Genomic DNA, 24,067 nt, shown 5'->3' on the forward strand with positions numbered 1-24,067 from the left:
TTCAAATTATTTGATACTTTTTATTTTTGAACTTATACTCAGTTTTAAATGAAAAAAATAATCAAGTATTGGACTTTTTAAAAATCAAAACTGTTGATTGTGCTGAATTCATTTGATTATCGACTTGCAGATTTTTTTTATTTGTAGTAAGATTTCTAAAGTAATTATCCCGCTATAAGCATCTGTATAACCTTAAGAATATGGCTTAAGGGTCTCTACCAGGAACCGCAAAATCCTGATTACAGAAAACGATCCGTTCGTTTTTTGTAATCAGGATTTTTTTGTGTTTTCTGACGGGGATCTTTGGGCCATTTTTTATTATCTCCATTTTGAAAGGAAGCGTAGAATCTCATGAACTTGAAAGTTTACATTTTAGCCTTATCCACCGTCGCAGTAGGACTTGTGGAACTGATTGTTGGCGGCATACTGCCAACAATTGCTGAAGAGTTTGGCGTTTCGCTGAGCTCAGCCGGCCAACTGATTACCTTATTTGCTTTAATTTATGCCATTGCAGGCCCCCTTTTGCTGGTCGCAACCAGTAGGTTTGAACGGAAAAAAGTCTATTTAATTTCGCTTGCGGTCTTTTTCATTGGGAATATTATGACGTTCTTCAGTCCGGACTTTACCTGGATGATGATAGCGCGCGTCATTACCGCAGCGAGCACCGCACTTATTGTCGTTTTGTCTCTGACCATTGCGGCCAAAATGGTTGAACCGCCTTACCGTGCGAAAGCGATCGGCCTTATTTTCATGGGGATCAGTTCCTCACTCGTTCTCGGGGTGCCGCTCGGCATTCTCATTTCCGATGCCTTCGGATGGCGCGTCATTTTCCTTGGAATTGCTGCTTTGTCCCTCGTTTCCATGGCGCTGATAGCACGCTTTATCCAGCCGATAGCTGGAGGTACAGCGGTACCGTTAAAACAGCAGCTGAAAGCGGTAGCTAGTGCAAAAATCGGTACAGCCCACCTCGCCACCATGTTCATGCTTGCCGGCCATTACACGGTCTATGCTTATTTCACCCCGTTTTTGGAAAGCAACCTGCAGCTAAGTTCATTCTGGATCAGTGTTTGTTACTTGGTATTTGGGATTGCGGCAGTTAGTGGAGGTGCCATCGGCGGAATCATGTCCGATTCAATCGGCTCGAAAAAAAGCATCATCATTGTCATTTCAACGTTTGCTGTTGCTTTGTTTCTGCTTCCGCTCACGACATTCTCTCTCGTTGCCTTCCTGCCGGTAATGGTCATTTGGGCAGCACTGAGCTGGAGCCTCGCTCCTCCTCAACAAAGCTACTTGATTGAAACTGACCCAGACACATCGGACATCCAGCAAAGCTTTAACAATTCCGCTCTACAGGTTGGCATCGCACTTGGTTCGGCCATCGGCGGCATCACCTTGACACAAACCGGCTCGGTATCTAGTACGGCATGGGTAGGTGCTGCGATTGTACTGATTGCTCTTGGCTGTGCTGTATTTTCTTTGACTCGTCCGACAAAAAAGCCCGTTACTGGACAGACAAACAGTCAGACATTCAATACCGGCTATGAACAATAATTACATTACTAAATAAAGCTCTGATAGAATCGATTGATTCTATCAGAGCTTTTATCTGTTTTTAAATAGAAAATCCAATGGCGATTTTCGTTTTTTTTGGAAGATCCCTTTTTCTTTCGCCTCTTTCAGCCATTGGGGAAACTCATTCAGCATTTGATTGTACAGTTTTTCATCGGTCACTGCGTTAATATCGGGAACATGGAAAAAGTTAGCGTTGTCGACGACGCGCCCGCTCATCTTATCAAGCTTTTTGAGCACATCAAAGTTGGAATCGCCGATACCGATAAACTGCCAGAAAATCGGCTTATCAGAGGATTCTACGATGAATTTCTTGATGCCTGACTTGCATCCGCCATCATTGATAAAAACCAAAAAGACTGGGTCTTCACTCGGTTCTTCTTTAATATACTTCTGAATAACGTCTTCCATCACTTTCGGTTCATCGTTCCGACCGAATTTGTGGACACTGTCGTTGGACAAAATATTCTTTTCCACATAGCCCATAAAAGTGGCTTCGGTAGCCGCCGGCAAACGGGAAAACTCATGGTCATAAACCCAAACATCAAGTGCACCGTCATCATCAAACTGGCTCGCTACCGCAAGCACACGTTCAACCACTTCTTGCACCACACCATCACGATAAAGCTTCCGCATCGACCCTGTAATATCTAGCACAATGCCAACCTTTGCCACAACCCCTGTTAACTTCTTTTTTTCCAATACAATACTTGCCGTTTCTTTCTTAAGGGAAATCGTACTCATTGAATAGCCTCCTCTTATCATCTTGTTTTTAGTATAGCGAAGATCCCCAAACTTAAAAAGGAAATATTGGAAATATTTAAATTTGTAAACACTAGTTCTTCCCTCCTTATGCAGAAGCCATACCCAGAGCGTCCGGAGTGATTTCAAACATCCTTTCAAACTGCCACCTTTACTTTTTCCAATCTCTTCTTTACATCTTCAACCTCTTCCTCTACACTAAACCCATCGGGAACAACCCGAACACAAAAACCGCATACCGTTTTCTGCACTAGGGGTGCCCATTATGGCTGAGATGCAAGCGCAAGCTTCGATCCCTCATAACTCGATCAGGATAATACCTGCGTGAGGAAGTGCGGCGCATTTCTGAAATAATTCCTTTTGTAATTATTTGTAGATTATGGCTGCATCTTCACGGATGCGGTCTTTTTTGTGCAAATTTTTAGGAGGAATATTGTTATGGAACCATTGCAATGCGGAACTAGCCCAATTGTCGGATTTCGTTTTTCGCTACATCCGATGACCGGCGATTTTATTCAAGTAATTAAAGGAGCGTTAAACGAGACCGACACTTCAAATGTCTGGATGCATACCGATGATGTGTCGACAGTCATCCGCGGAAAGCAGAACCACGTCTTCAATGTTGCCAAGGCACTGGCGCTGCATACTGCGAAAACTGGAGCACATGTGGCGCTGTCTGGTACGTTCTCAATCGGCTGTCCAGGCGATTCATCAGGCGACGTCTATCTCGAAAAAGACGATGTGCTGTTAAACACTGATAGTACTCAGCAATACGTGTCTTCCCAGTTTGCTTTATACCCAATGAACAACCCGGATTACATGACCGTTATTTATCGGGAAGTTGAGCGTGCCAAGCAAAAGGGTGTTTTCAATGACTCCATGCATTATGCCAGTGGCATTCACGGAGACATTCATGATGTGTTCGCCTTTTACGAAGAATCTTTTACACATGCCCGCTCCGAAGAACATCGCCATTTGGTCATGACCGTAACGATGAGCATCAACAGCCCCTCTCATGGAGGTGCTTGATTTGTTGAAATCGTGGAAATTAAAAGAAGTCGTGTTGATGTCGCTATTTGCAGTGGTTTTTGGCATCGTGTACTTGCTGTTTTTGCACGTTGCAAATATTTGGGCAGCATTGATTGGTCCGCTCGCCTATGAATGGATTTTTGGCATTTGGTTTATTGTATCGATCATCTGCATGTACATCATTCGTAAGCCCGGAGCTGCCTTCCTGTCCGAAACCATGGCGGCGACAATTGAAGTATTGATTGGCAATGCGGTCGGTCCCCGTTTGATCTTGTCAGGGGTTATCCAAGGGCTTGGCGCTGAAGCAGTGTTCGCATTGAGCGGCTACAAGCATTTCAATATTCTCATACTGATGCTTGCCGGCATTGGATCAGCTGTTTTCAGCTTTATTTACGGCTATTTTGTCTCAGGCTACGCAGCGCTCGATCCATCGTTTGTTGCATTAATGTTCACGATTCGTGTTTTAAGCGGTGCAATTATCGCAGGCATTGGCGGAAAGTATATTGGTGATGCACTGCTTGCTACTGGTTCGCTTCGCGGGTACGCCATTGCACGTGCGAAAAAAGGTGATGTGAATGCCTGAAAAAGTTTTCACTTTGGAAAAGCTGTCTTTTCGCTTTCCTGAAAACGAGAGAAAGACTTTGAATGCTCTCTCATTTTCAGTTTCCCCTGGTGAACGGCTCGTTCTAACCGGTCCAAGCGGCTGCGGCAAAAGTACATTGCTTTATTTGCTGAATCGATTGTATCCGGACAATTGCGATGGCTTAGTTGATGGCGAAATGGAGTTGTTCGGAAAATCGGCTGCCAGTTACACTGCTGGTGAAATCAATCATCGCGTTGCCACTGTTTTTCAGGATCCTGACTCACAATTTTGTATGCCAACGGTTGAGGACGAACTTGCCTTTACCCTTGAAAACTTGCAGACGTCATTTGCCCAAATGGAGCCGCGCATCACAGCAGTTTTGGAAACTACGGGACTGGCACATATGCGGAATGCCGTTATTCAATCCTTGTCCGGTGGAATGAAACAGCGTGTAGCGACTGCATGTGCACTGATCATGGAACCGGAAGTCTTATTGCTGGATGAGCCTTTGTCTCATCTGGATCCGTATACCGCAAAGCAATTTGTCCAGTGGCTGGCGAAATTGCAGCAAGCATCCAACCTGACCATTATCGCAGTCGAACACCGTTTGGACAGTTGGGGTTCTTTTTTTGAGCGTGAAATTCAATTAAGCTGTGATGGCCGCATAGTGAGCGATCAAAAGTTCAGCTCCAGCCAGCCAGTGTCATTTCCAATACGTCATTCTGTTAAACAACCAGCGATTGCTTTGCGCGCCGACGGGCTGTCAGTCACCATGAAAGACAGGCAATTGCTCGAACCGCTCACGTTTTCTGTCAGCAGAGGTGAAGTGGTTGTAGTTGCTGGTCCAAACGGCAGCGGCAAATCAACGCTTATAAAAGCCTTGTGCGGAATCTACAAAAAATCGGCAGGAACGGTCGAATCAGATGGAATTGGTTATGTGCCACAATCCCCAGAATACTTGTTCATGACGCCAAGTATTCAGCAAGAAGTCGCTTTTTCAGGGGCCACTAGTCAGACTGACTTAGACCTCTTAATGTTGCGCCTCGGCCTTGAAGAAATTAAAGACGCGAATCCATTCGCTGTCAGCCACGGGCAAAAACGGCGTGTGGCAATTGCCGCTATGCTTGCCGACAAACGGCCAATGCTGCTGATGGACGAACCGACTTCCGGCCAGGATACGGCTGCTTTGCTTGAGCTTTTTGAGTTGATTGATCAAGGTTCGAAAGAAGGCACAAGTTTTTTAATCGTCACGCATGATATGGAATTTGCAGCAAGTTTAGCTGACTCGGTGCTGCTGGTTAAAGACGGCCAAATGACTGGGAAATTTCCGGCAAATGAAGTTTGGTGCAACGACGAGCTGTTGCTGATGCACCATTTGTTGCCTCCGAAAGGAGTGGGACCTGCTGCGAGATCTTTTGCATAACATGAATCCATCCATCAAATTTATTGTAGTCACTTTATCCATGCTGGTTATCGCGTTTTTCTTCAATCCATGGACTCCATTTTTGTTTTGGATAGGCCTCATTTTGCTCCAACTAACGATGAGCCGTACAAAATGGAAGCTTTGGCTATTGTTCATGCTGCCATTTACCATAGGAGCAATCGGTTACCTATGGACAACGCTCGTCTTTGGTGAGTCAAACGATGGGATCGTCATTTGGTCATTTGCCGGAATTGATATAACCGAAGAGCGATGGTCACAGGCTTTGTCGTTAGCATTTCGCGTTATGGCATTTTCTACCTTGTCTCTCCTCTTTGCCTTCACCACTGATCCCGTTAAGTTTATTTTAAGCCTGATGCAACAGCTCAAACTGTCACCTAAGCTTGCATACGGGGTTATGGTCGGCTATCAGTTCCTGCCCATTATGAAAGAGGAATTTTTTCAAATCCAGCAGGCTCAGAGACTTCGCGGAGCTAAAATTGAAAAATACAGCTGGCAGCGATTAATAGCCATGCGCCATATCTTATTACCGATGCTTGCGGGAGCTGTACGCAAAGCCGAGCGGTCTGCATTTGCTATGGAAGCGCGCGGCTTTACAGGCGAACCAAGAATCGCTTTCTACCACCAGGTTCAAATCGGTCGCATTGATTTTCTCATGACCGGTGTTTTTCTACTCATTCTCTCCTCCAGTTGCCTTATAGGAATTTGGTTGAATTAAGGGTTTGGCGGTAAACTTAAGGGAAAAATCCTAATTTGAGGGTTTTTCTCTTTTTTTGTTTATTACTTGTATTGAAATTTGAAAATATTCCTTATGTAGTAATTTACATAGTAAGTAAAATACAAGATTTGTTTAGAATCTTTTAATCGCTTATAATGAAAGCAGTTACATGATCCTATTGGATGGGAGGAATTGCTGTGAATCAATTTCAGCTGCTTGACGAACAAGACAATCGTATTTACTTTGTCTTCGCACCAAATCACCCTCAGTCACTCTCCTTGTTCGAACAGCATCTGGAAACTATTTTATCCAGAGTCTCATCTATCGCTTCTAATGGAGAACCGTATTTATGGATTTTAAAAAGAATTGCCATAATTGGTGAAGATAAAATCAGCTATTTTCCTGACAATGAATTATTGATCGAACCTGACGTTTTTATGGAGACATCCATTCATTTGGATTACATAATATTATTATTTATTAGACACTCTCCTGCTTCTCCATTTGAAATCCAGCCAATTCCAACGATTGAAGGCCATACCAATTTCGAAGATGCACAGAAAGAAGCATTGGAAAAAATAACTTCCTTAAAATCGTTGTCTCCCCATATCGAAATAAAGGCATTGGGTGCCAAAATGATTTACAACATTCCTTTAAAGTAAAGCTTTTGAAAAAGCAAAAACCTTTCACGTAAGTTATGGCATACAAATAAACCAATGTTGAAACTTGCGCCTTTGAGGGCTTGCTTCGACATTGGTTTTTGAATTGAACTGAATGAATCCTAAACTATGTATGCTTACACGGCTCCAACATGTCCGTATGACCTTACTCAATATCTTGTTTTTTGCTTTTATTGATCAAATAAACAAAAATAGCCACAAGAAATACAATCATAGCTGTTCTCCAATTCACACGTCCTGCTTCTGCATCCAGGCCGGCTTTGACGACTTCATTTTTTGCTCCCACAGTGGACACTCCAGCTACTTTTGCATCAATGTCCCTAAGTTGAAATATCGGATAAATAGAATCTTGCAGCAACAAATCTGGTATTTTAATCGTTGACCAGATGACAACAGGCACTTGACCGGTCGAAAGGTCAGGACCCTCCACTTTTAGATTGTTCGGATGGAATTCAACTCCAATTGATAAAAATAAAGTACATACCAGTATCATCATCGTTTTATTCATCTGCTTCCGCTCCCATTTGGATGATGTACGACGTATTCTTCTCTAAATAAACCAACTATTTCGGGTTTTCTTTCTGTTTGAAGATACTGAGCAGCGCATCTTCAAACAGCAGCCCCGATCGTCTTTATTTGCATATGGGATTTTCTAATGTCTCTAGTATTTTCTTGAGACATTCCAAATGCAAAACGAAATGACACTAACACTCGATAACAGCAACCTGTCCTCCAACAAATTCAGGGTCACGGCCTGTCTCTGCTGATGGCTGGCTATTTTAGGGAAATCCAGCAATCAAACAAAAGTCCACCTTGTTCTTTGTGATTGCTAATTGCTGTTATCATTTACTTTAACATAAATGAGAATGATTATCAATATCATCTTTCGATATATACGTAAACTCAGTACATGTGTACAAAGCTTTCCCGCAACGTTAAAGTAAAAAAGAAAGTTACAAGTGGGGTCGAAAAGCATCCACTCGACAGCCGTCGTCCTGTTAAAACACATAAAAAAAAGAGCTGAAATTTCAGCTCTCTAAAGTTCCGTATGTGATATCATCTTCATCATTTGCATTGACTCCGTTTTTCACATGAACAATTGTCCGCAAAATTAACTTTGCGTTTGTACTTTCCAAAATCCAACGTTCATCTGGTACAATTTCAAATTGCTGCATGACTGTATCCTTTGACTTGACTGAACCTGCAAATTCCATCGATTGTTTCGCGACAACAGTTTCATAAAAATCAAAATCGCTGTCGTCTCTTGTATCTTCTACAAGCTTAACTACATTTAACTCGATAAAATCAATGGTCTGTTCGCCATCGCCGCCATCAAGATAAATGGTACCATTTAACGTTTCGCCTTCTTCTAAATGCGGCCTTTCCACAACGGTGTTCACTTTTAACGAGCCTATGCCGATAGATGATAAAAAATCTTTGAACTTCATAACGCAGAACCCTCCAACTTTTGTTAGTACTTATATACCACAATAATACTTTTTTAAAACAATACTACAATTCGGTGTAGTCATATTGATTTTCCAAATTGATCTCATGTTTATTGTAGCGGCGTTTAAAGAGTTTATAGAAATGAGAAACCAGAACACGCAGCAAGGCATACATAGGTATCCCTAATATAACCCCCACGATTCCAAACAAGGAACCTGCTGTCAACAGCACAAATATAATCGTTACTGGATGAATAAACAATGTTTTCCCCATAACTTGCGGAGAAATCAAGTTGCCTTCTACCAACTGCACAACCGTCCAGACGATTGCAAGTTTAACGAGCATAAAAGGTGAAGTGACCAACGCAATAATCGCTGCTGGCGCAATAGCAATGGCAGGGCCGATATAAGGAACCACGCTTGTCACCATCGCCAAAACACCCAAAAGAAGCGCGTAGTCCATGCCGATAATAAGGAAACCGATGTAAACCATAACTCCAATACAAAACGCAACAATCAATTGGCCTTGTATGTAGGCACCCAATTGCCGGTCTGCTTCCGTAAACACTTCGCGTGTATCTTCACGGAATCTGGGAGGCAGCAGCTTCAAGAAATACTCTGGCAGCTTATCTCCATCTTTTAATAGATAAAACAAAATAAAGGGCACGATGACCACTGACAAAATAACACCAGTAATCGTCGAAATCAAACCTGTAACCCCCGTAATGATTGTAGTCACTGTATTTTGCAATGTGTCAGCAATGTCGCCTGGCAATGTTGACAGCAAGGTATCCACGGTAAAGTTGGACTCGCTATAATAGTCACCAATAAAAGATGTTCTTAAAAATGCATCCACATCTGTCAGCAACTGCATAAAATACTCAGGAAACTCTTCAATCAATGTTTGAAATTGGGACCGCAAAAAAGGAAATACTAGCACGATCAACAACGTTATTAGACCGACCACACCAAGAAAGATAATAATGATCCCCCAAATGCGTGGTATTTTAAAATTCTCCAGCATACGCAATATTGGCCGAAGCAAGTAAAAGAGAATCAATGCCAGGACAATTGGCAAAACAACCGTTTTCATAAAAACACTTAGCGGATGAAAAAGAAATGAAACTTCTCTAAAAATGAAAACCACCAATCCAAGCAGGACTAAAGAAATCAACGTAAATAATGTATTTCTTCCGCCTAAAAATCGAATATAGCTGGTTGCAAAAAATGATGGTTTATCATCAGGTTGAACAAGCTTGTCCTCTGGCTGCATAAACTTCCCCTTTTCTGAATAGACTTTATACCTTTATATTATCATAATCTCTGATGATTTAGTCTAGGGGTTGAGACAAATATTCACTTAAAGCTTGTCTGTTGAGTTCAAGGTTAATATCAAGAACTGAGCCAGCATGAGAATAATTCCCATAGCTATAACTGTTTTCCACAGGCAAAGTCAAACGCTGTACTTCTCCACCTCCACCGGTGGCCAATTGTGTAGCTAATTTCACTTGATCAGTCAATGGCATATCGGTTTGGACATACCCTTGCAGAGCACCTGCTAATTTCGGGTATTTGGGAATCGCCGTTACGCTAATCAATTCGTCTTTCATGGCTGCGATGACTTGCTGCTGACGGCGGACCCGTCCAAAATCGCCTTCACTATCCGCTCGGAAACGGGCATAGCCGAGAAGCTCTTTGCCGTTCAGGTTTTGTACGCCCGGAGTTAAAGAAACTCCGATTTTTTCAGACATGGCTTTTTCAACATCAATTTCGACGCCGTTTGGTGCGGCTACATCCACTAAGCTTTCAAAACTCGAAAAATCAATTACTGCATAGTGATGAATTTCTACGCCAAACATATTTCGAAGAGTTTCAGCTAGCAGGTCCGCTCCTCCCAAATAATAGGCTGTATTTAGTTTATACGACTGATACCCCGGAATATCGGCATAAATGTCTCGCATAAAAGACGTTAGCTTGATTTCGCCATTCACTTTGTCATGTGTTGCAAGCATCATTGTGTCTGTACGAGACTGCTCTTCTCCGCGTGAATCCACGCCAAGAACCAGAATGTTTTCATAATTTCCGTTTGCTGTATCTCCATTAAATATAATAGGTTCTTGCACTGAATTGTCTGCTAAACTAATACCACTCCGGAATTGTATGAATGCATAAGCGCCAATAGCGATCAAAACGATGAGGAGCAGGAAGATGATGCCGCGCAGCCGAAATCTTTTTTTTCTGCGTCTTACTCTTTTGATGGGTTGTAGTTCTTCTTCCATAGTAAATGCACTCCTTTCTAAACTTTTACGTCAATAAGACGCATTTCCATATATTAAGTTTCAAAAATTCATTAGATCGGTAATGTTCGTCTAAATAAACAGGCTATATGTCCCGGTTTCGATGGCCATTCAACTACACTCGCAGTATTGCTAAGTTTATTCAGAACTTTTTGATTGTCTAGCATACCTTGGAGTGGTAAGATTTTTCTTATCTACTGCAAGATATCGTCAAAAACCAACTTTTGACAGATCAAGTAAGTAAACTTATCCGAGAGGAGAAATTAACATGACAGAAAAAGCAACATTTGCAGGCGGCTGCTTTTGGTGCATGGTCAAACCGTTCGATCAGTTTGATGGCATTGAACAAGTCGTTTCTGGCTATAGTGGTGGACATGTAGAAAACCCTACATACGAACAAGTAAAATCCGGGACAACGGGCCATTTGGAAGTCGTTGAAATTACCTTCCAGCCAGAGATTTTTTCATACGAAAAATTGCTGGATATTTTTTGGCAGCAGATTGACCCCACTGATGATGAAGGTCAGTTTCAGGACCGTGGTCCTTCTTACCGAGCATCTATATTTGTGCACAACGACAACCAGCGCACGATTGCCGAAAAATCTAAGCAAGAACTCGACAACAGTGGACGATTCAACAAACCCGTTGTTACCGAAATACGGGATGCTGCTCCTTTTTACCGCGCCGAAGAATATCACCAAGATTTTTATAAGAAAAATGCAGAGCATTATCAAAAAGATCGGGCAGAATCCGGTCGTGATATCTTTCTTTCCGAAGCTTGGGATAAAGTTGACGCTTAAGGCGTCGACTTTTTTTACTCTTTTATCATTTAGGCATGATTCAGTCCATACTTCATTTTATATTCGATTTAGGGAGGAACTCGATTGAAGCTTATAGAATCCATAGATCCTATCGTGATGCAATTGGGGATTGTTCCAGCTATTGTCATTGGAATCGGCGTGCTGATCGCCATTCTTACAAAACGAGTCTATGCCGGACCAATAACGACGATGTTTTTGACCTTGAACTATAATTATTGGTATTTCACTTCATTCTTTCCCAATTCTGAGCTTTCTTTCACGATGGTATCTTCCTGGTGCATTATTTTCCCGCTAATTTCTCTGTATCTGTCTTGGTTATTCGTTTTGCAGCCTCATGCTATCAAAGAGTTTTTTTTACCAGAACCCAAAGAATAATATCAGTTTTTTTCATTTAGCAATACCGCAAAAATTGCCATCAGGACAATAAAAACCAAAAACATGGTCAGCGTAATGCTATGATTGCCTGTTTGGTCGTAGACAATTCCCATGGTTAATGGCATAAATGCTGAGATGATGTACCCGCCTGATTGCGTCATCGCCGTCCAACTATTGGCTTCGTCTGCAGAAGTAGTTTCATCGAGCGGCATCAGCAAAGCAATTGGGAACAAGCCGCCAAGTGCAACCCCAATAAACGCAGCTGCTGTCCAGATTGTACCGACAGCGCCGAACATCAGCAGCAAAATGCCTACTGCTCCAAAAGACAATACTGCCAAGATCCATACTAACCGATTCGGAAACTTATTGAAAAATAGCGGAATCGTAATATTCCCTGCAATTTGCACAGCCGACATTAAGGTTAATACCCCTCCAGCAGCCAAAACAGACATCCCTTTTTCGATGGCAATCGGCGCAAGCCAAGTCAGCATGGAAAAAAACAAAGCCGATTGGCATCCAAAAAACAGCAGCATATACCAAGCCCGTTTGTTCTTCCAAGGCGATACCGCGACAATTTGTTCAAGTCCGTCTCTCACCGCCCCAACTTCAGCTGGTTGTTCCACTCGCAGCCAAATCACCACTGCGAAAATAGACAGCAAACCCCAACTTGCGATCGCCAGCGGCCAATCGGCTATGCTATAAATGACGCCCGTCAACCCTGCAGATAAAGTGGCTCCTAACCCCATTCCAAACGAAAAAACTCCAATCAATGCGGCAGTCCGCAACGGAAAATCTCGCTTGATCATTGCTGACAATAGCGGGCTGATGATGGCAATCGCTAAACCAATGAAAAAGGCACTGGCGAGCAACACCGGATACGTCGGCATAAACCCTCTGACCAAAGTAAACAATCCTATAGCCATCAGCAATAGGGCAATGGACTGCTTCAAACCAAATTTACGGCCAAACAAAATAGCCAGAGGCGCAAAAATTCCCATACAAAATACAGGTATTGCCGTCAGCAAGCTAACTTCGCTATTGCTCAAATTTAAATCGCCCCGAATCGGCTCAAGCATCGGCCCAATGGACGAAATCGCCGGCCGCAAATTTAAGGCGACAAATAATATAGCTAAAACCATTAAACCCATAGCAGATATTTTTTGTTGTTCAGACACGATTTTCCCTCCCACTCATTAAGGTGAATCCGTAAAGCAATATTTCAGCTGGACATATGGTACAAACTTGTGTTCTCCCCTGCCAATCATTTAAACTAAAAGGGTGAAAGGCGGGTTGTCGATGAAGCTCGTAAATTGGAGTTACGCGAAACGCTATAATATAAAAGCGATTTTTGATGAGTTTCCACACGTAGTGGTCCTGTTTCGCCAAATCGGCGGTTATTATTTTATCTATTCAATGAAAGGCCTGACACCGGAACATGTTCCCGGACGGCGTGATTATGTACAGATGGAGTATTTGCTGAACAAGGAACTCGGAATGCTTGATGCCTATATAAAACGCAAAACCAGATAAACCAACAGGATATTTTTAGTTTATCCGAGACCACGGGCGATTGCTATCGATTTCCGTGGATTTCGTGGTATACTCTTCTTATTGTGAAATTTAGGAGGTACGTATAAATGATAGCTGTAAATGATGTAAGTCTTCGCTTTGGCGACCGTAAACTTTTCGAAGATGTAAATATTCAATTTAACCCTGGCAATTGCTACGGATTGATTGGTGCCAATGGTGCTGGCAAATCGACATTCATCAAAATCCTTTCGGGTGACCTTGATGCGCAATCTGGAAATGTCTATATGGGATCTGGCGAACGATTGGCTGTACTCAAGCAAAATCACTTTGAATACGAAGAGCACCCCGTTCTAGAAACGGTTATTATGGGCCATAAAAAGCTTTATGAAGTCATGTCTGAGAAAAATGCCATTTACATGAAAGAAGATTTTTCTGATGAAGATGGCATGCGCGCTGCTGAACTTGAAGGCGAATTCGCAGAACTGAACGGGTGGGAAGCTGAGTCTGAAGCGGCTATTTTGCTGCAAGGCCTTGGCATTTCTGAAGAGCTTCATGACAAGAAAATGGCTGAACTATCAGGATCTGATAAGGTGAAAGTGCTGTTGGCACAAGCTTTATTCGGCAAACCTGATGTTCTTTTACTGGATGAGCCTACTAACCATCTGGACTTGAAAGCTATCCAGTGGCTGGAAGAATTCCTGATCAATTTTGACAACACCGTCATCGTTGTATCGCATGACCGCCACTTCCTCAACAAAGTATGCACGCACATTGCTGACTTGGACTTTGGTAAAATCCAACTTTATGTTGGGAACTACGATTTCTGGTATGAATCAAGCCAATTGGCAACCCGTTTGGCATCAGATCAGAACTCGAAAAAAGAAGAGAAAATCAAAGAGCTACAGGCCTTTATTGCCCGCTTTTCTGCCAATGCTTCAAAATCGAAGCAAGCCACATCACGGAAGAAAATGCTCGATAAAATTGAGCTCGATGATATCCGTCCTTCTTCCCGTAAATACCCGTTCGTCAACTTTACCATCGGACGCGAAATCGGCAACGATGTATTAACAGTAAAAGACGTCAGCCAGACAGTGGATGGCAAGCAATTGCTCAACAACGTCAGCTTTAACTTGAACAAAGATGACAAGATCGTTTTAATTGGCGATCCATTGGCAAAATCGGCTCTTCTCCGCATCTTGGCTGAAGAAGACCAACCGGCATCCGGTTCTGCCCGCTGGGGTGTAACCACTTCACGCGCGTACTTGCCGATTGACAACACGATTTACTTTGAAGGCAGTGAATTGTCATTGGTAGATTGGCTTCGCCAGTATTCTCCAGAAGACGAGAGCGAAACCTTCCTTCGCGGTTTCCTCGGCAGAATGCTATTCTCCGGTGAAGAAGTGAAAAAGAAACCTTCAGTACTATCCGGTGGCGAAAAAGTACGCTGCATGCTTTCAAAAATGATGCTGTCGCACGCAAACGTTCTTCTATTGGACGAGCCTACTAACCACTTGGACCTTGAATCGATCCAAGCATTGAACAACGGCATGATCGCTTTTAAAGGCGCTATGGTCTTCACTTCTCATGACCATCAGTTTATCCAGACAGTTGCAAACCGCGTGATTGAAATCCGTGAAGACGGTTCAATCCTTGATAAGCAGTTGACTTACGATGAATTTTTGGAGTGGAAAGATACGCAAGGGATCGCGAAATAAATCAAATTCTTGCAGCAGTCACGTTCGAGGAACGTGCCTGCTGTTTTTTTACATAAAGAAACCGCAGATCTGAATTTGATCTGCGGCTTTTTTAGATTTATTTTGTAAAACGCTTAACCAAACGACCAGCTGGCAATTTGGAAACGTATTTATTTCCAGAGTTGGATACCTTTTTCACAAGGGCCAATAAGTCTTCATCGCCAGCCCAGTGCTCTGCAATGACTTCTCTAGGGAATTTGTTAAGCAGTGTATTAATGACAAAGACAGCAACTACCACGTCATCCAAAAATCCTCCGGGACCCATTAATATTTCTGGCAGAAAGTCGATTGGTGCGATGAAATACATAATCCCTGCTCCAACTGCTGCCTTGCTTTTCTTATCAATGCGGCTGTCCAGCATCAATCGGGTCAGCAAATGGAAAAGATCTGGCGCGAACAACACATACCCGCTGACAGTTCCAACTACTTTTGGTTTTGAATCTGCCCAATTCTGTACTTTATCTCGGAGCTTATGATAAAAATCTTCCTGCTTTTCTTTGCTTGGCATATCTTTCTTTAAATATTCGTTAGTCATTTTAACTTCCCCCTTGATCTTTCAATTGCTCAACCACTGTGTTCAATCCTAATTAAAATACCAACGTTACATTTGTTGCTACGCGTTCTTTATCGGCTACGCCTTCATATACTGTAAATTTTACCGGTTGTCCTGGCATCAGCTTACGGAAGCCATCGACGTTGATATTGATTTCCTCGAAAAAGAAATCTTCGCCATTGTCGCCTACGATCATGCCTATGCCTTTAACCTCATCAAACGATTTCACTTTGCCTTCCATTTTAAAACCTCCTATAGTTGCTTTCACTAATCCTTTATTTATACCCTCAGGGCTCATAATAAAAACCTTTACAGGCGTCACGGAAAAGACTCATCTATTTTAAATTTACTTTTTGTAGTTCATAACCGGCTGTCCTGGCATTCAAGACAAGCTGGCAGAAACCTCAAAAAAGAACCACTCCCGAAAGAGTGGCTCTTGGTTATTAGACTTTAGTTACGTTAGTTGCTTGTGGTCCACGGTTGCCTTCTTCTACTTCAAACTCAACACGTTGGCCTTCGTCAAGCGTTTTAAAGCCTTCACCTTGGATTGCTGAGAAATGTACAAACACATCGTCTCCGCCTTCAACTTCGATAAATCCGAAGCCTTTTTCTGAGTTAAACCATTTTACTGTTCCTTCTTGCATGTAAATTACCTCCTGTGGTAAGAAAAATTTTCAATATGGAATCTTCTCAAATAAAAAAAATCACATATTCCCTAAAGTACCATCACGTGCTGATCACTTTTGGGAATATGTGAATAGCTGTAATTGGTTGAGATTTCATATTGTTACAGTTATTATATCAAATTGACTACAAAAGTCAAATAAATCTAAAAACTTATCTTTGGTTTCCCATTATGGAGCCAAATAAGACCATGAAAGATTTGTAAATCTTCCTCGCAAATTTCGCAATATTCTACTTCTTCATCATTCCAAAACGCTGTAAAAGCATGATCCCTTTTTTCAGATTGTGAAAATCGGCGGCTGAACTCTTGTTCTTGCTCATTCAGATAGCTTTGTGCTTTATCCGCTGACTCAAACCTTCCACGTGATACGATGTTTTCTTCCCAGCCATCAAACATCCACCAAGGTTCATAATTTGCTCGAATATAGATGATGTCATGCATCCTAATCTGCCTCATTTCTTCCTAGTTAGCATTTTGCCAAATCTCGCTCAGCTTGTAAAGTATTTTGCAAAATTCTTTATTAGGATTCGAAAGTTTGTATTGACTTCTTGTTTCACGTAAAATACAAGATAGAGAAAGCATTGAAACGAAACTTTTCAATGTTCGAAACGTATAGATATAGTAGCAGTGAAGGAGGTTCTTTGCATGAAGCCCCTAAAGCCGATTGAAAATTTCATTAAACGACAATCTGTCAGTCTGCCCCTTATGACAGTGATGTTCCCTGTCCTGTATTTAGGTGCAGAAATTGGCCTGATTGCTTCTGGAGCCGTCGCTGCCGGAACATATATTGCCAGCAATAGTACCATTAAACAAGTTCAAATCTCGTCTGATTCCAAAAACCTTGGAATGACTCGAAGTGAATTTAAAAATGTGCGTACCCAGATAAAAGAAGGCAAAGAAAAAATAAAGCAGCTGCAAGGCAATTATTACAAAGTCCGTTCTATTTCTTCTTTTAAACAATTAATGGACATGACAAAAATCGCCAATAAAATTATTATTGTCGTTCAGCAAAACCCACGAAAATTCTATTTAGCTGAACCTTTCTTCTATTCACATTTGGATTCAGCCATTGAGTTGACAGAGAAATACACCTTACTGGTCGGACAGCCGATTAAAGATCAAGAAATGCGCGTAGCATTGCAAGACACAAGAGAAATGCTGCTTGCGCTAAACAAAGTGATGGAGCAGGATTTAAAGCGTGTTCTTTCCAGCGACGTTGAAAAATTGCGTATGGAACTGGATTATGCACAGTTGGCTGTTGACCAACACAATAATCAGAAATTACTCGTTCAGCCAGAACCTGAACATGAGGGAGACGTAAAAGATGACAGAGAAACCATCGACTCGAAGTGAATTGGATGATTTATTGGAATCGCCTTTTGGCGTACAATTGGAAAAGCAGAACCACGCAGTTTCCGAGCAGGCAGAAGGCCGTCCTGTCTCCTTAATGGATCGCTTGTCAGAAGAAGAACAAGCCAAAGCACGCGAATTGGCCAAACAAATTCCGATTGGCAATAATGAAGCGATTTTGACCTATGGGGCTAACGCCCAAAACCAGCTGAGCCAGTTTTCGCACAAAATGCTGGACCATGTCCAGCGAAAAGACATCGGCCCTGTTGGAGATGTACTCCATGACTTGATGAAAAAGCTGGAAGAATTGAATCCAGAAGAGCTGACACAAGGAAAAAAATCGGGAATCCGTAAAATTTTTTCTAAAGCTAAATATTCGGTTCAGGAAATGATGAGCAAATACCAGAAACTCAGCAGCCAAGTAGACCGCATCAGCATCCAGCTTGACCATTCCAAACGTGGATTGTTAGATGATGTGCAAATGCTCGAACAGCTTTATGACCAAAATAAAACTTATTTTCAGGCATTGAATGTCTACATCGCCGCAGCAGAAATCAAACGCGATGAAATCATGAACGAAACGATTCCCGCACTTCGAAGAAAAGCGGAAAGCTCACAAGATCAAATGGTGTATCAGGAAGTCAACGATATGGTTCAATACGTAGATCGTTTGGAAAAACGGCTGTACGATTTGCAATTATCGCGCCAAATCACCATACAAAGCGCACCGCAGATCCGCATGATCCAACAAACCAACCAAACGTTGGCGGAAAAGATTCAGTCGTCCATCATGACGTCGATTCCACTATGGAAAAATCAGATTGCCATCGCACTGACGCTGAATAAGCAGTTAAAAGCCGTTGAAGCACAAAAACAAGTTACAGCAACGACCAATGACCTGCTTTTGAAAAACTCGGAAATGCTGAAAATGAATTCGATTGAAACTGCCCGCGAAAACGAACGCGGGATTGTGGAGATCGATACCTTGAAGAAAACGCAGGAAAACCTGCTTGAAACCATCGAAGAAACACTGAAAATCCAAGCAGAAGGCCGCAGAAACCGCAAAGCTGCCGAGCTTGAAATCGGCCGCATGGAAGAAGACCTGAAACAGCGCCTTCTTACTATTCATGACAACAATGAAAAGAACAATATGTAAATTTTAAACCCCGGAAGCTCGTGAGCTCCCGGGGTTTTTGGCTGTTTTATTTCTATGGAAAGTATTTCAGCTCGGCTGGAAAGTATTTTAGAAGTTCTGGAAAGTATTTTGTCCTTATTGGAAAGTATTCTTTGCCTTTTGGAAAGTAAGCTCTATTACTGGAAATAATCAATTGCCCAAAGAAAATATTTACCAAAAAAAAACTTAAAAATTAACCCGCCTGAATCACCAAATGCAAACTTCTTTTCAGCAGGCGCAGCGTTTGTTCGACAAACTGCTCCAAAGAATCGGCACTAACGGATTTATTGCCGTACATCATTCGGTAAAATGCGGCCTGCTCTTCTGTAATCGAATCGCTGCTCAAAAACAGATGCAGTACTTCGATGCCTTGTTTTTTTGCTTCAGCAACAGCGTTTGCCGTGTCCACTACACCGTTTTCAGCGTAATTATAGGCAGATGGCTCTCCGTCGGAAAATACCAGCAAAAAGCGATGTTTTTCAGTCCTTCTTTTCAAGCGACTGTTCATCCAGCGAATGGCAAAGCCATCCCGGTTGTCTTCGTGTGCATCCAAAGAAGCAATTTCTTGTGCATGATCTTTGCCACGATCCTCAAACTTATGCATCCACTCAAAATAGTTTGGCTGCTCGGCATCACTCGCCTCGTAAGCATCCTCGTAAAACAGGACGATTTCATGCGGCACGTTCAAACCACGCAGCACATCATGAAACAACAGGACGGCTTGCTTCGTTTCATCCAGTTTATCAAGCATTGAAGCGGATCCATCAATCAATAGGCAAAAAACCGCATCCAACTCCTTAGAAGGTGCCGTTTTTCGGTAAAACGGCTTAGGGCGCTCTTCAATTGCCAGCGGCACCAGTTTTTTTGATAACCTTCCGGCGTTCAAGTTAGTGCGAATTCCTTCTTGTCGCTGAGTCATCCGCTTTTTCAGCTCTTTCAGCAAAGCACGCACGTATGGTGCCTGTTTTTTTCGCCAAGCCTCAATGTCCAGTCGATGATCACCTTGTGCCCGCAGCCTTGATTCGTGAAAAACCACTTGGTCATTGGCAGACCCGAATTTGCCTTCTGCTCTTTTCGGTTGGCTTTCCATTTGTCTGTCTTCCGCATCGCTGTCTTCCAGGTGTTCGCCGCTGGAATCACCTTTAGCGGTTTGTTGCACGTCTCCTGCCCCTTCTTCTTCCCTGCCGCCTTCTGCAAGCTGGGAGTCCCCACGTTCCAGCTCAAACTCCATCGCTGGTGATTCGCTCATTTCAGTTTCCCGGTGCCAGGACTGAAACCACTCTTCAATGGTCTCTATTTCTTCCGACTCGTCCGCTTCTTCCGCCTCTATTCCGGCATGATAATGGAAAGGCGGCGCTTTTTCAACCGATTCGCCAAAAGTGTAATACGTGTGCAGTGCATCTCCCTCGAGCAGAAACTCTGCCCGGTCCATTATACGCTCTACTACCTTTACGGAATCCATCGTTGACTTTGCCTCAAACAAATCTGTCCAAATGAAAAATAGCGACTGAAAGCGCTCATCCATATCCACGTCTATTCCGCGCAAGCGCAAATAAGCAGCATTGATCAACACATCGCTTTTAAAGCCCTTTTTATTGTTTTGTTTAAACTGATCTTCGTGATATTCGGCATAAACCGCTTCCCGCGTTTCAAAAGCCGCCACTGTTCCGGGACGAGCCGCTTTAATTTGTTCGGATAACCGGAACTCTTCAGCGCATAACAACAATTGCTCGCGCAGACTCGGTAAGGCAATACTGTCCCTTTTGAATTTTCTCCATGCGGTCAAGTTGAAATCACGCCAATAGCCCGCAGCCATTAAATAGATATCCGATAGATAACCATTACGTTCAATCCGTTTCGTGCGATGCCGCCAAAAAACACTGATGGACAGGGCGGATTCAGATGGCCGAAGCTCGACCAGTTTACGCGTTGTCACTTTCAAGTATGGGGCATCCGCCAATGCGCCAGCGAGCAACTCCATTTGGTGAAGCATCTTTGTATCGATAGTTTCATTATTAAATTGGATAAATCGATTAACTGACGCCATTACATTCACCTACTTTTTCCAAGTATGAGCCAGATCCATAAACAAATCGCGTTCACTTTCATCATCCAGTTTTTCAGCAATCGCATACTGCACCGCACGCAGCGGATCCATATAGGCTGCTAAAGCCGTTGCATCCAGCAGACTCCGAATTGAAGCAGCTTCTTCGGATAATAAACCGTTCTCTACCTGCTTCATCAAGTCTTCTGCTAAATTCAGCATAAACGCTTTTAAATTCCCGTCCGCTTTTGGAAATTCGCGATCCCATAGCTCCGCCAATTGCTGGCCAGTCAAATATGGGATTGGATAAGCAATGAAACGGTTTTTCAGCGCTTCATTCATAGGCGCGGTCCCAATATAGCCTTCATTGATGGCAGATATCACACCAAAATCAGGATGGGCTTCGATTACTTCTCCAGTAAACGGATTGGTCATCATACGGCGATGGTCCAATGCGCTGTGAAGAATTGGCAAAGTTTCTGCTTTGGCCATATTGATTTCATCGATGTACAGGAAGTGGCCTTTTTTCATTGCTGTTACAACGGGTCCTTCGACGAATTCGATGACGCTTTGACCATCCTGCTGAACCAAAGTTTTAAAGCCCAGTAGCGCTTCTGCGTCCAAATCTACCGAGCAGTTAATGCTTTGCATCGGTTGGCCGAACAATGCAGAAATGCTCTCTGCTAATTTGGTCTTTCCTGCTCCCGTCGGCCCTTTCAGCAATACAGGCTTGCGGAGAACGATTGCCGATAAAATATCCTGCCATAAGTGTTCATCTGGTGCGATGTAACCCGCTTTTCCGATCAATTTATCATAGTTCTCGTGCGTACGTTCATTGCGTTTGGCTATATCCTGTTCAATCAATGACATTTTCTTTCCTCTTTTCCACAGAAAAAGCCGATGCAAATCCATCGGCTTTTTGGTATTCGTTGAGGCTTTAACAGCCAACTATTGTTTCTTATTCAAAATACGTTTTATAAAATCCACCGATTTTTCCGGTATTGTCTACTACGAAAATAAACTCTTCAGTTTCATTTTTCACTTCATATTCTTTACCTGCAGTCAGCACATTGGAAACTAAAAACTTTGCTGCTTCTGTATGCTTGCAAGTTACAGTTCTGATGGTATCTTTCTCAAGCCATTCATTGTGAATCATTGTCCTCATCCTTTTCTATCTGTCTATGTCTTCAGTATAAGGAAAACGCCGGGTAATTTCAAACCTGCTTTGTTTCGACACTCCACAACTATAAATAATTTTTTCAATAGGGAAAAGCGTCTGTACAATTTTTGAGTTGCTCTTACTTTTTTGCAAACTTCGTGCTATACAAATATCGCAGCAGCAACCCGACAATTACAAGAACCGATAACAAAATCAAAAATCCCTGCAAATGGCCAAGTATTGACTCATAGGCATATGGAAATGCTCTCCCCACATTAAAATAAATGAACATCCAGACAAATCCCGCTGTATAGGCAAACAACACATAGCGCAGGAATGGAAAACGGTTTGCACCCACAACATAAGGCATGGCCCAGCGAATTCCAGGAAGGAAAAAGCTGAAGGCAATCGCCCATTCCCCATGCTTTTCTAAAAAAGCACTAAATCGGCTGATTGGACCTTTTAAACGTGTTCGATTCAAGCGGTTCAGCAGCCGATGACCTAAACTGCGACCGATAAAATAAGCAAACGTGTTGCTGGAAATTAAACCTAAGTACGCAGCCAAAAATGCATAAACCGGTTTGAAATAGCTGATTTCCGTCATGACGCCTGAAAATGCAGCAGCTACTTCATTTGGTATCGGCAACCCAAACAACAGCAGCCAATTAAAGACAAACATGCTGAAATAGCCATATTCCTTCACCAATTCAATAAAAAATGAGATATCCATGAACTTCTACCGCCTTTAGGCCTGTTTCCTCTATGATGACAAAAAAAAGATAGTCCTGCAACGCAGGACTATCAGGTTGATCGTTTATATTAAGATTCCAGCAGTAGGTCCTCTGGGTTCTCGATCATGTCTTTGACCATTTTCAAGAAACCAACAGAATCGCTTCCATCGATTACACGGTGATCGTACGAAAGAGCTACATACATCATTGGACGAATTTGAACTTCATCGCCGATTGCGACAGGACGTTTTTGGATGGTGTGCATTCCAAGAATACCAACCTGAGTACCGTTCAAAATCGGTGTAGACATCAATGAACCGAATACTCCACCATTTGTGATGGTGAACGAACCGCCTGACATATCTGCAATCGAAAGTTTTTTATCGCGTGCTTTAGTAGCAAGCTCGCCAATTGTTGCTTCGATTTCAGCAAAGTTCTTTTTGTCCGTATCGCGAACGATCGGTACAACAAGTCCTTCTTCTGTTGAAACGGCAATTCCCACATCATAAAACTGCTTTAGGAGGACATCTGTTCCATCTAATTCAGCATTGACATATGGGTATTTTTTCAAAGCAGCGGTAACTGCTTTTGTAAAGAATGACATGAAGCCAAGTTTTACATCATTATTTTTAAGGAATTGGTCTTTTTTGCGGCTGCGAAGTGCCATCACGTTTGTCATATCGATTTCGTTGAATGTAGTCAACATCGCCGTTGATTGTCTTACTTCAAGAAGACGTTTAGCAATCGTTTGACGGCGTCTTGTCATTTTTTCACGGACGATGCGGCCATTTTCTTCATCCGAAGAAGGGGCAGCTGCTTTTGGTGCATCCACTTTTGCAGCTGGTGCACTTGCTGCAGGTTTCGATCCATGAGCTTCGACGTCTTGTACGCGCACACGGCCCATTGGGTCTATTGGTGTAATAGCTGCCAGGTCGATTCCTTTTTCGCGTGCCAATTTGCGTGCTGCCGGGCTTGCGATTGTGCGGTCAGTTGATGACTGCTCTTCAGCTGCCGGGTCTTTTTCAACAGGCTCTGGAGTTGCAGAAGCATCTGTTTTCGCAGGCTCTTCAGATTTTTGTGGAGCTTCTTCCGTTTTAGGTGCAGCGGCTTCGCCAGAACCTTCGCCAACGATTGCGATGACTTGTCCAACTTCAACTGTATCGCCTTCTTGTGCTAAGTGTTCCTGAACTACTCCAGCTTCTTCAGAAATAACTTCAACGTTTACTTTATCTGTTTCCAGTTCAACGATGAATTCACCTTTTTCAACTGTTTCGCCCGGCTGTTTAAGCCACTGAGCGATTGTTCCTTCTGTAATCGATTCTGCTAATTCTGGTACTTTAATCTCTGCCACAAAAAATTCCTCCT

General features: G+C 42.7%; 27 protein-coding genes and 2 riboswitches. Of the genes, 12 read left to right on the forward strand and 15 right to left on the reverse strand.

Annotated features, from left to right (window positions below; translation table 11 throughout):
- Positions 1 to 162: 162 nt before the first annotated feature.
- Positions 163 to 262: riboswitch (purine riboswitch) on the forward strand.
- A gap of 89 nt (positions 263 to 351) precedes the next feature.
- Positions 352 to 1,551 carry an MFS transporter gene (locus AC4EG4_RS00510; protein WP_490978234.1) on the forward strand — a complete coding sequence of 400 codons (1,200 nt, stop codon included), beginning with the start codon at positions 352 to 354 and terminating at the stop codon, positions 1,549 to 1,551.
- A 51-nt stretch (positions 1,552 to 1,602) separates the two neighbouring features.
- Here AC4EG4_RS00510 and AC4EG4_RS00515 read toward each other — a convergent pair whose 3' ends face one another.
- A complete protein-coding gene (locus AC4EG4_RS00515) occupies positions 1,603 to 2,313 on the reverse strand; it encodes a vWA domain-containing protein (protein WP_490978233.1) in 711 nt (236 codons plus the stop codon).
- 260 nt (positions 2,314 to 2,573) lie between these two features.
- Positions 2,574 to 2,679: riboswitch (TPP riboswitch) on the forward strand.
- A 90-nt stretch (positions 2,680 to 2,769) separates the two neighbouring features.
- Here AC4EG4_RS00515 and AC4EG4_RS00520 point away from each other — a divergent pair.
- From AC4EG4_RS00520 to AC4EG4_RS00540, 5 genes are all read left to right on the forward strand, one after another.
- Positions 2,770 to 3,360 (forward strand): YkoF family thiamine/hydroxymethylpyrimidine-binding protein, encoded by a 591-nt coding sequence (locus AC4EG4_RS00520; protein ID WP_490986647.1) that lies wholly within the window; start codon positions 2,770 to 2,772, stop codon positions 3,358 to 3,360.
- Between the two features lies 1 nt (position 3,361).
- Positions 3,362 to 3,943 (forward strand): ECF transporter S component, encoded by a 582-nt coding sequence (locus AC4EG4_RS00525; RefSeq protein ID WP_490986648.1) that lies wholly within the window; start codon positions 3,362 to 3,364, stop codon positions 3,941 to 3,943.
- Positions 3,936 to 5,366: an ABC transporter ATP-binding protein gene (locus AC4EG4_RS00530; protein ID WP_490986649.1), complete on the forward strand. Its 1,431-nt coding sequence runs from the start codon at positions 3,936 to 3,938 to the stop codon at positions 5,364 to 5,366. Before AC4EG4_RS00525 ends, AC4EG4_RS00530 begins: the two co-directional genes overlap by 8 nt.
- Before the next feature lies 1 nt (position 5,367).
- Positions 5,368 to 6,102 (forward strand): energy-coupling factor transporter transmembrane component T family protein, encoded by a 735-nt coding sequence (locus AC4EG4_RS00535; protein ID WP_490986650.1) that lies wholly within the window; start codon positions 5,368 to 5,370, stop codon positions 6,100 to 6,102.
- Between the two features lie 197 nt (positions 6,103 to 6,299).
- Positions 6,300 to 6,764, forward strand: a complete 465-nt coding sequence (locus tag AC4EG4_RS00540; protein WP_490986651.1) for a hypothetical protein — start codon at positions 6,300 to 6,302, stop codon at positions 6,762 to 6,764.
- A 163-nt stretch (positions 6,765 to 6,927) separates the two neighbouring features.
- On the opposite strand, the gene AC4EG4_RS00545 is transcribed toward AC4EG4_RS00540, so the two are convergent.
- The 4 genes from AC4EG4_RS00545 to AC4EG4_RS00560 form a co-directional block, all read right to left on the reverse strand.
- On the reverse strand, positions 6,928 to 7,290 hold the full coding sequence (locus tag AC4EG4_RS00545; protein ID WP_490986652.1) for a hypothetical protein: 363 nt from the start codon (positions 7,288 to 7,290) through the stop codon (positions 6,928 to 6,930).
- A 520-nt stretch (positions 7,291 to 7,810) separates the two neighbouring features.
- Positions 7,811 to 8,230 (reverse strand): sporulation protein, encoded by a 420-nt coding sequence (locus tag AC4EG4_RS00550; protein WP_490986653.1) that lies wholly within the window; start codon positions 8,228 to 8,230, stop codon positions 7,811 to 7,813.
- Positions 8,231 to 8,294: 64 nt separating this feature from the next.
- Positions 8,295 to 9,503 (reverse strand): AI-2E family transporter, encoded by a 1,209-nt coding sequence (locus AC4EG4_RS00555; protein WP_490978225.1) that lies wholly within the window; start codon positions 9,501 to 9,503, stop codon positions 8,295 to 8,297.
- A 58-nt stretch (positions 9,504 to 9,561) separates the two neighbouring features.
- Positions 9,562 to 10,509 carry an LCP family protein gene (locus tag AC4EG4_RS00560; protein ID WP_490978224.1) on the reverse strand — a complete coding sequence of 316 codons (948 nt, stop codon included), beginning with the start codon at positions 10,507 to 10,509 and terminating at the stop codon, positions 9,562 to 9,564.
- A 286-nt stretch (positions 10,510 to 10,795) separates the two neighbouring features.
- Here AC4EG4_RS00560 and msrA point away from each other — a divergent pair, with 286 nt between their 5' ends.
- Together msrA and AC4EG4_RS00570 are read left to right on the forward strand one after the other, a co-directional pair.
- A complete protein-coding gene (gene msrA, locus AC4EG4_RS00565) occupies positions 10,796 to 11,326 on the forward strand; it encodes a peptide-methionine (S)-S-oxide reductase MsrA (protein ID WP_490978223.1) in 531 nt (176 codons plus the stop codon).
- 84 nt (positions 11,327 to 11,410) lie between these two features.
- On the forward strand, positions 11,411 to 11,722 hold the full coding sequence (locus AC4EG4_RS00570; protein ID WP_490978222.1) for a DUF2651 family protein: 312 nt from the start codon (positions 11,411 to 11,413) through the stop codon (positions 11,720 to 11,722).
- 2 nt (positions 11,723 to 11,724) lie between these two features.
- On the opposite strand, the gene AC4EG4_RS00575 is transcribed toward AC4EG4_RS00570, so the two are convergent.
- Positions 11,725 to 12,897: an MFS transporter gene (locus AC4EG4_RS00575; RefSeq protein WP_490986654.1), complete on the reverse strand. Its 1,173-nt coding sequence runs from the start codon at positions 12,895 to 12,897 to the stop codon at positions 11,725 to 11,727.
- 121 nt (positions 12,898 to 13,018) lie between these two features.
- Here AC4EG4_RS00575 and AC4EG4_RS00580 point away from each other — a divergent pair, with 121 nt between their 5' ends.
- Together AC4EG4_RS00580 and AC4EG4_RS00585 are read left to right on the forward strand one after the other, a co-directional pair.
- Positions 13,019 to 13,252 carry a hypothetical protein gene (locus tag AC4EG4_RS00580; protein WP_490978220.1) on the forward strand — a complete coding sequence of 78 codons (234 nt, stop codon included), beginning with the start codon at positions 13,019 to 13,021 and terminating at the stop codon, positions 13,250 to 13,252.
- Positions 13,253 to 13,359: 107 nt separating this feature from the next.
- Positions 13,360 to 14,967, forward strand: coding sequence for an ABC-F family ATP-binding cassette domain-containing protein (locus AC4EG4_RS00585; protein WP_490986655.1), 1,608 nt, complete (start codon positions 13,360 to 13,362; stop codon positions 14,965 to 14,967).
- 97 nt (positions 14,968 to 15,064) lie between these two features.
- On the opposite strand, the gene AC4EG4_RS00590 is transcribed toward AC4EG4_RS00585, so the two are convergent.
- The 4 genes from AC4EG4_RS00590 to AC4EG4_RS00605 all read right to left on the reverse strand — a co-directional run bounded on the left by AC4EG4_RS00590 (position 15,065) and on the right by AC4EG4_RS00605 (position 16,685).
- Entirely contained in the window at positions 15,065 to 15,541 is a 477-nt protein-coding gene (locus AC4EG4_RS00590; RefSeq protein ID WP_490978218.1) for a YkvA family protein, read from the reverse strand.
- A gap of 52 nt (positions 15,542 to 15,593) precedes the next feature.
- The gene (locus AC4EG4_RS00595) at positions 15,594 to 15,800 is read right to left on the reverse strand and encodes a cold-shock protein (RefSeq protein ID WP_490978217.1); all 207 of its coding nucleotides are present in this window, start codon (positions 15,798 to 15,800) and stop codon (positions 15,594 to 15,596) included.
- Between the two features lie 202 nt (positions 15,801 to 16,002).
- The gene (locus AC4EG4_RS00600) at positions 16,003 to 16,203 is read right to left on the reverse strand and encodes a cold-shock protein (protein WP_008428384.1); all 201 of its coding nucleotides are present in this window, start codon (positions 16,201 to 16,203) and stop codon (positions 16,003 to 16,005) included.
- Positions 16,204 to 16,388: 185 nt separating this feature from the next.
- On the reverse strand, positions 16,389 to 16,685 hold the full coding sequence (locus AC4EG4_RS00605) for a DUF1033 family protein (RefSeq protein WP_490978216.1): 297 nt from the start codon (positions 16,683 to 16,685) through the stop codon (positions 16,389 to 16,391).
- 204 nt (positions 16,686 to 16,889) lie between these two features.
- On the opposite strand from AC4EG4_RS00605, the gene AC4EG4_RS00610 reads away from it, so the two are divergent.
- A complete protein-coding gene (locus tag AC4EG4_RS00610) occupies positions 16,890 to 17,597 on the forward strand; it encodes a 5-bromo-4-chloroindolyl phosphate hydrolysis family protein (RefSeq protein WP_490978215.1) in 708 nt (235 codons plus the stop codon).
- Positions 17,569 to 18,750, forward strand: a complete 1,182-nt coding sequence (locus AC4EG4_RS00615) for a toxic anion resistance protein (protein ID WP_490978214.1) — start codon at positions 17,569 to 17,571, stop codon at positions 18,748 to 18,750. The genes AC4EG4_RS00610 and AC4EG4_RS00615 overlap by 29 nt, the downstream gene beginning before the upstream one ends.
- 211 nt (positions 18,751 to 18,961) lie before the next feature.
- Here AC4EG4_RS00615 and AC4EG4_RS00620 read toward each other — a convergent pair whose 3' ends face one another.
- From AC4EG4_RS00620 to odhB, 5 genes are all read right to left on the reverse strand, one after another.
- Positions 18,962 to 20,815, reverse strand: coding sequence for a vWA domain-containing protein (locus tag AC4EG4_RS00620; protein WP_490986656.1), 1,854 nt, complete (start codon positions 20,813 to 20,815; stop codon positions 18,962 to 18,964).
- A gap of 9 nt (positions 20,816 to 20,824) precedes the next feature.
- Positions 20,825 to 21,682: an AAA family ATPase gene (locus tag AC4EG4_RS00625; RefSeq protein WP_490978212.1), complete on the reverse strand. Its 858-nt coding sequence runs from the start codon at positions 21,680 to 21,682 to the stop codon at positions 20,825 to 20,827.
- 88 nt (positions 21,683 to 21,770) lie between these two features.
- Entirely contained in the window at positions 21,771 to 21,968 is a 198-nt protein-coding gene (locus AC4EG4_RS00630) for a DUF6501 family protein (RefSeq protein ID WP_490978211.1), read from the reverse strand.
- A 142-nt stretch (positions 21,969 to 22,110) separates the two neighbouring features.
- Positions 22,111 to 22,701 carry a DedA family protein gene (locus tag AC4EG4_RS00635; RefSeq protein WP_490978210.1) on the reverse strand — a complete coding sequence of 197 codons (591 nt, stop codon included), beginning with the start codon at positions 22,699 to 22,701 and terminating at the stop codon, positions 22,111 to 22,113.
- 89 nt (positions 22,702 to 22,790) lie between these two features.
- Positions 22,791 to 24,053 carry a 2-oxoglutarate dehydrogenase complex dihydrolipoyllysine-residue succinyltransferase gene (gene odhB, locus AC4EG4_RS00640; RefSeq protein WP_490986657.1) on the reverse strand — a complete coding sequence of 421 codons (1,263 nt, stop codon included), beginning with the start codon at positions 24,051 to 24,053 and terminating at the stop codon, positions 22,791 to 22,793.
- Positions 24,054 to 24,067: the final 14 nt, after the last annotated feature.

This window comes from Planococcus sp. TJ-201, from assembly GCF_058268495.1.

Bases quoted from the DNA above. Each gene is read 5' to 3' on its own strand.
- AC4EG4_RS00510 (WP_490978234.1), top strand. From the start codon at position 352: ATGAACTTGAAAGTTTACATTTTAGCCTTATCCACCGTCGCAGTAGGA.
- AC4EG4_RS00515 (WP_490978233.1), bottom strand. From the start codon at position 2,313: ATGAGTACGATTTCCCTTAAGAAAGAAACGGCAAGTATTGTATTGGAA.
- AC4EG4_RS00520 (WP_490986647.1), top strand. From the start codon at position 2,770: ATGGAACCATTGCAATGCGGAACTAGCCCAATTGTCGGATTTCGTTTT.
- AC4EG4_RS00530 (WP_490986649.1), top strand. From the start codon at position 3,936: ATGCCTGAAAAAGTTTTCACTTTGGAAAAGCTGTCTTTTCGCTTTCCT.
- AC4EG4_RS00535 (WP_490986650.1), top strand. From the start codon at position 5,368: ATGAATCCATCCATCAAATTTATTGTAGTCACTTTATCCATGCTGGTT.
- AC4EG4_RS00545 (WP_490986652.1), bottom strand. From the start codon at position 7,290: ATGAATAAAACGATGATGATACTGGTATGTACTTTATTTTTATCAATT.
- AC4EG4_RS00550 (WP_490986653.1), bottom strand. From the start codon at position 8,230: ATGAAGTTCAAAGATTTTTTATCATCTATCGGCATAGGCTCGTTAAAA.
- AC4EG4_RS00555 (WP_490978225.1), bottom strand. From the start codon at position 9,503: ATGCAGCCAGAGGACAAGCTTGTTCAACCTGATGATAAACCATCATTT.
- AC4EG4_RS00560 (WP_490978224.1), bottom strand. From the start codon at position 10,509: ATGGAAGAAGAACTACAACCCATCAAAAGAGTAAGACGCAGAAAAAAA.
- msrA (WP_490978223.1), top strand. From the start codon at position 10,796: ATGACAGAAAAAGCAACATTTGCAGGCGGCTGCTTTTGGTGCATGGTC.
- AC4EG4_RS00580 (WP_490978220.1), top strand. From the start codon at position 13,019: ATGAAGCTCGTAAATTGGAGTTACGCGAAACGCTATAATATAAAAGCG.
- AC4EG4_RS00585 (WP_490986655.1), top strand. From the start codon at position 13,360: ATGATAGCTGTAAATGATGTAAGTCTTCGCTTTGGCGACCGTAAACTT.
- AC4EG4_RS00590 (WP_490978218.1), bottom strand. From the start codon at position 15,541: ATGACTAACGAATATTTAAAGAAAGATATGCCAAGCAAAGAAAAGCAG.
- AC4EG4_RS00595 (WP_490978217.1), bottom strand. From the start codon at position 15,800: ATGGAAGGCAAAGTGAAATCGTTTGATGAGGTTAAAGGCATAGGCATG.
- AC4EG4_RS00600 (WP_008428384.1), bottom strand. From the start codon at position 16,203: ATGCAAGAAGGAACAGTAAAATGGTTTAACTCAGAAAAAGGCTTCGGA.
- AC4EG4_RS00605 (WP_490978216.1), bottom strand. From the start codon at position 16,685: ATGCATGACATCATCTATATTCGAGCAAATTATGAACCTTGGTGGATG.
- AC4EG4_RS00610 (WP_490978215.1), top strand. From the start codon at position 16,890: ATGAAGCCCCTAAAGCCGATTGAAAATTTCATTAAACGACAATCTGTC.
- AC4EG4_RS00615 (WP_490978214.1), top strand. From the start codon at position 17,569: ATGACAGAGAAACCATCGACTCGAAGTGAATTGGATGATTTATTGGAA.
- AC4EG4_RS00620 (WP_490986656.1), bottom strand. From the start codon at position 20,815: ATGGCGTCAGTTAATCGATTTATCCAATTTAATAATGAAACTATCGAT.
- AC4EG4_RS00625 (WP_490978212.1), bottom strand. From the start codon at position 21,682: ATGTCATTGATTGAACAGGATATAGCCAAACGCAATGAACGTACGCAC.
- AC4EG4_RS00630 (WP_490978211.1), bottom strand. From the start codon at position 21,968: ATGATTCACAATGAATGGCTTGAGAAAGATACCATCAGAACTGTAACT.
- AC4EG4_RS00635 (WP_490978210.1), bottom strand. From the start codon at position 22,701: ATGGATATCTCATTTTTTATTGAATTGGTGAAGGAATATGGCTATTTC.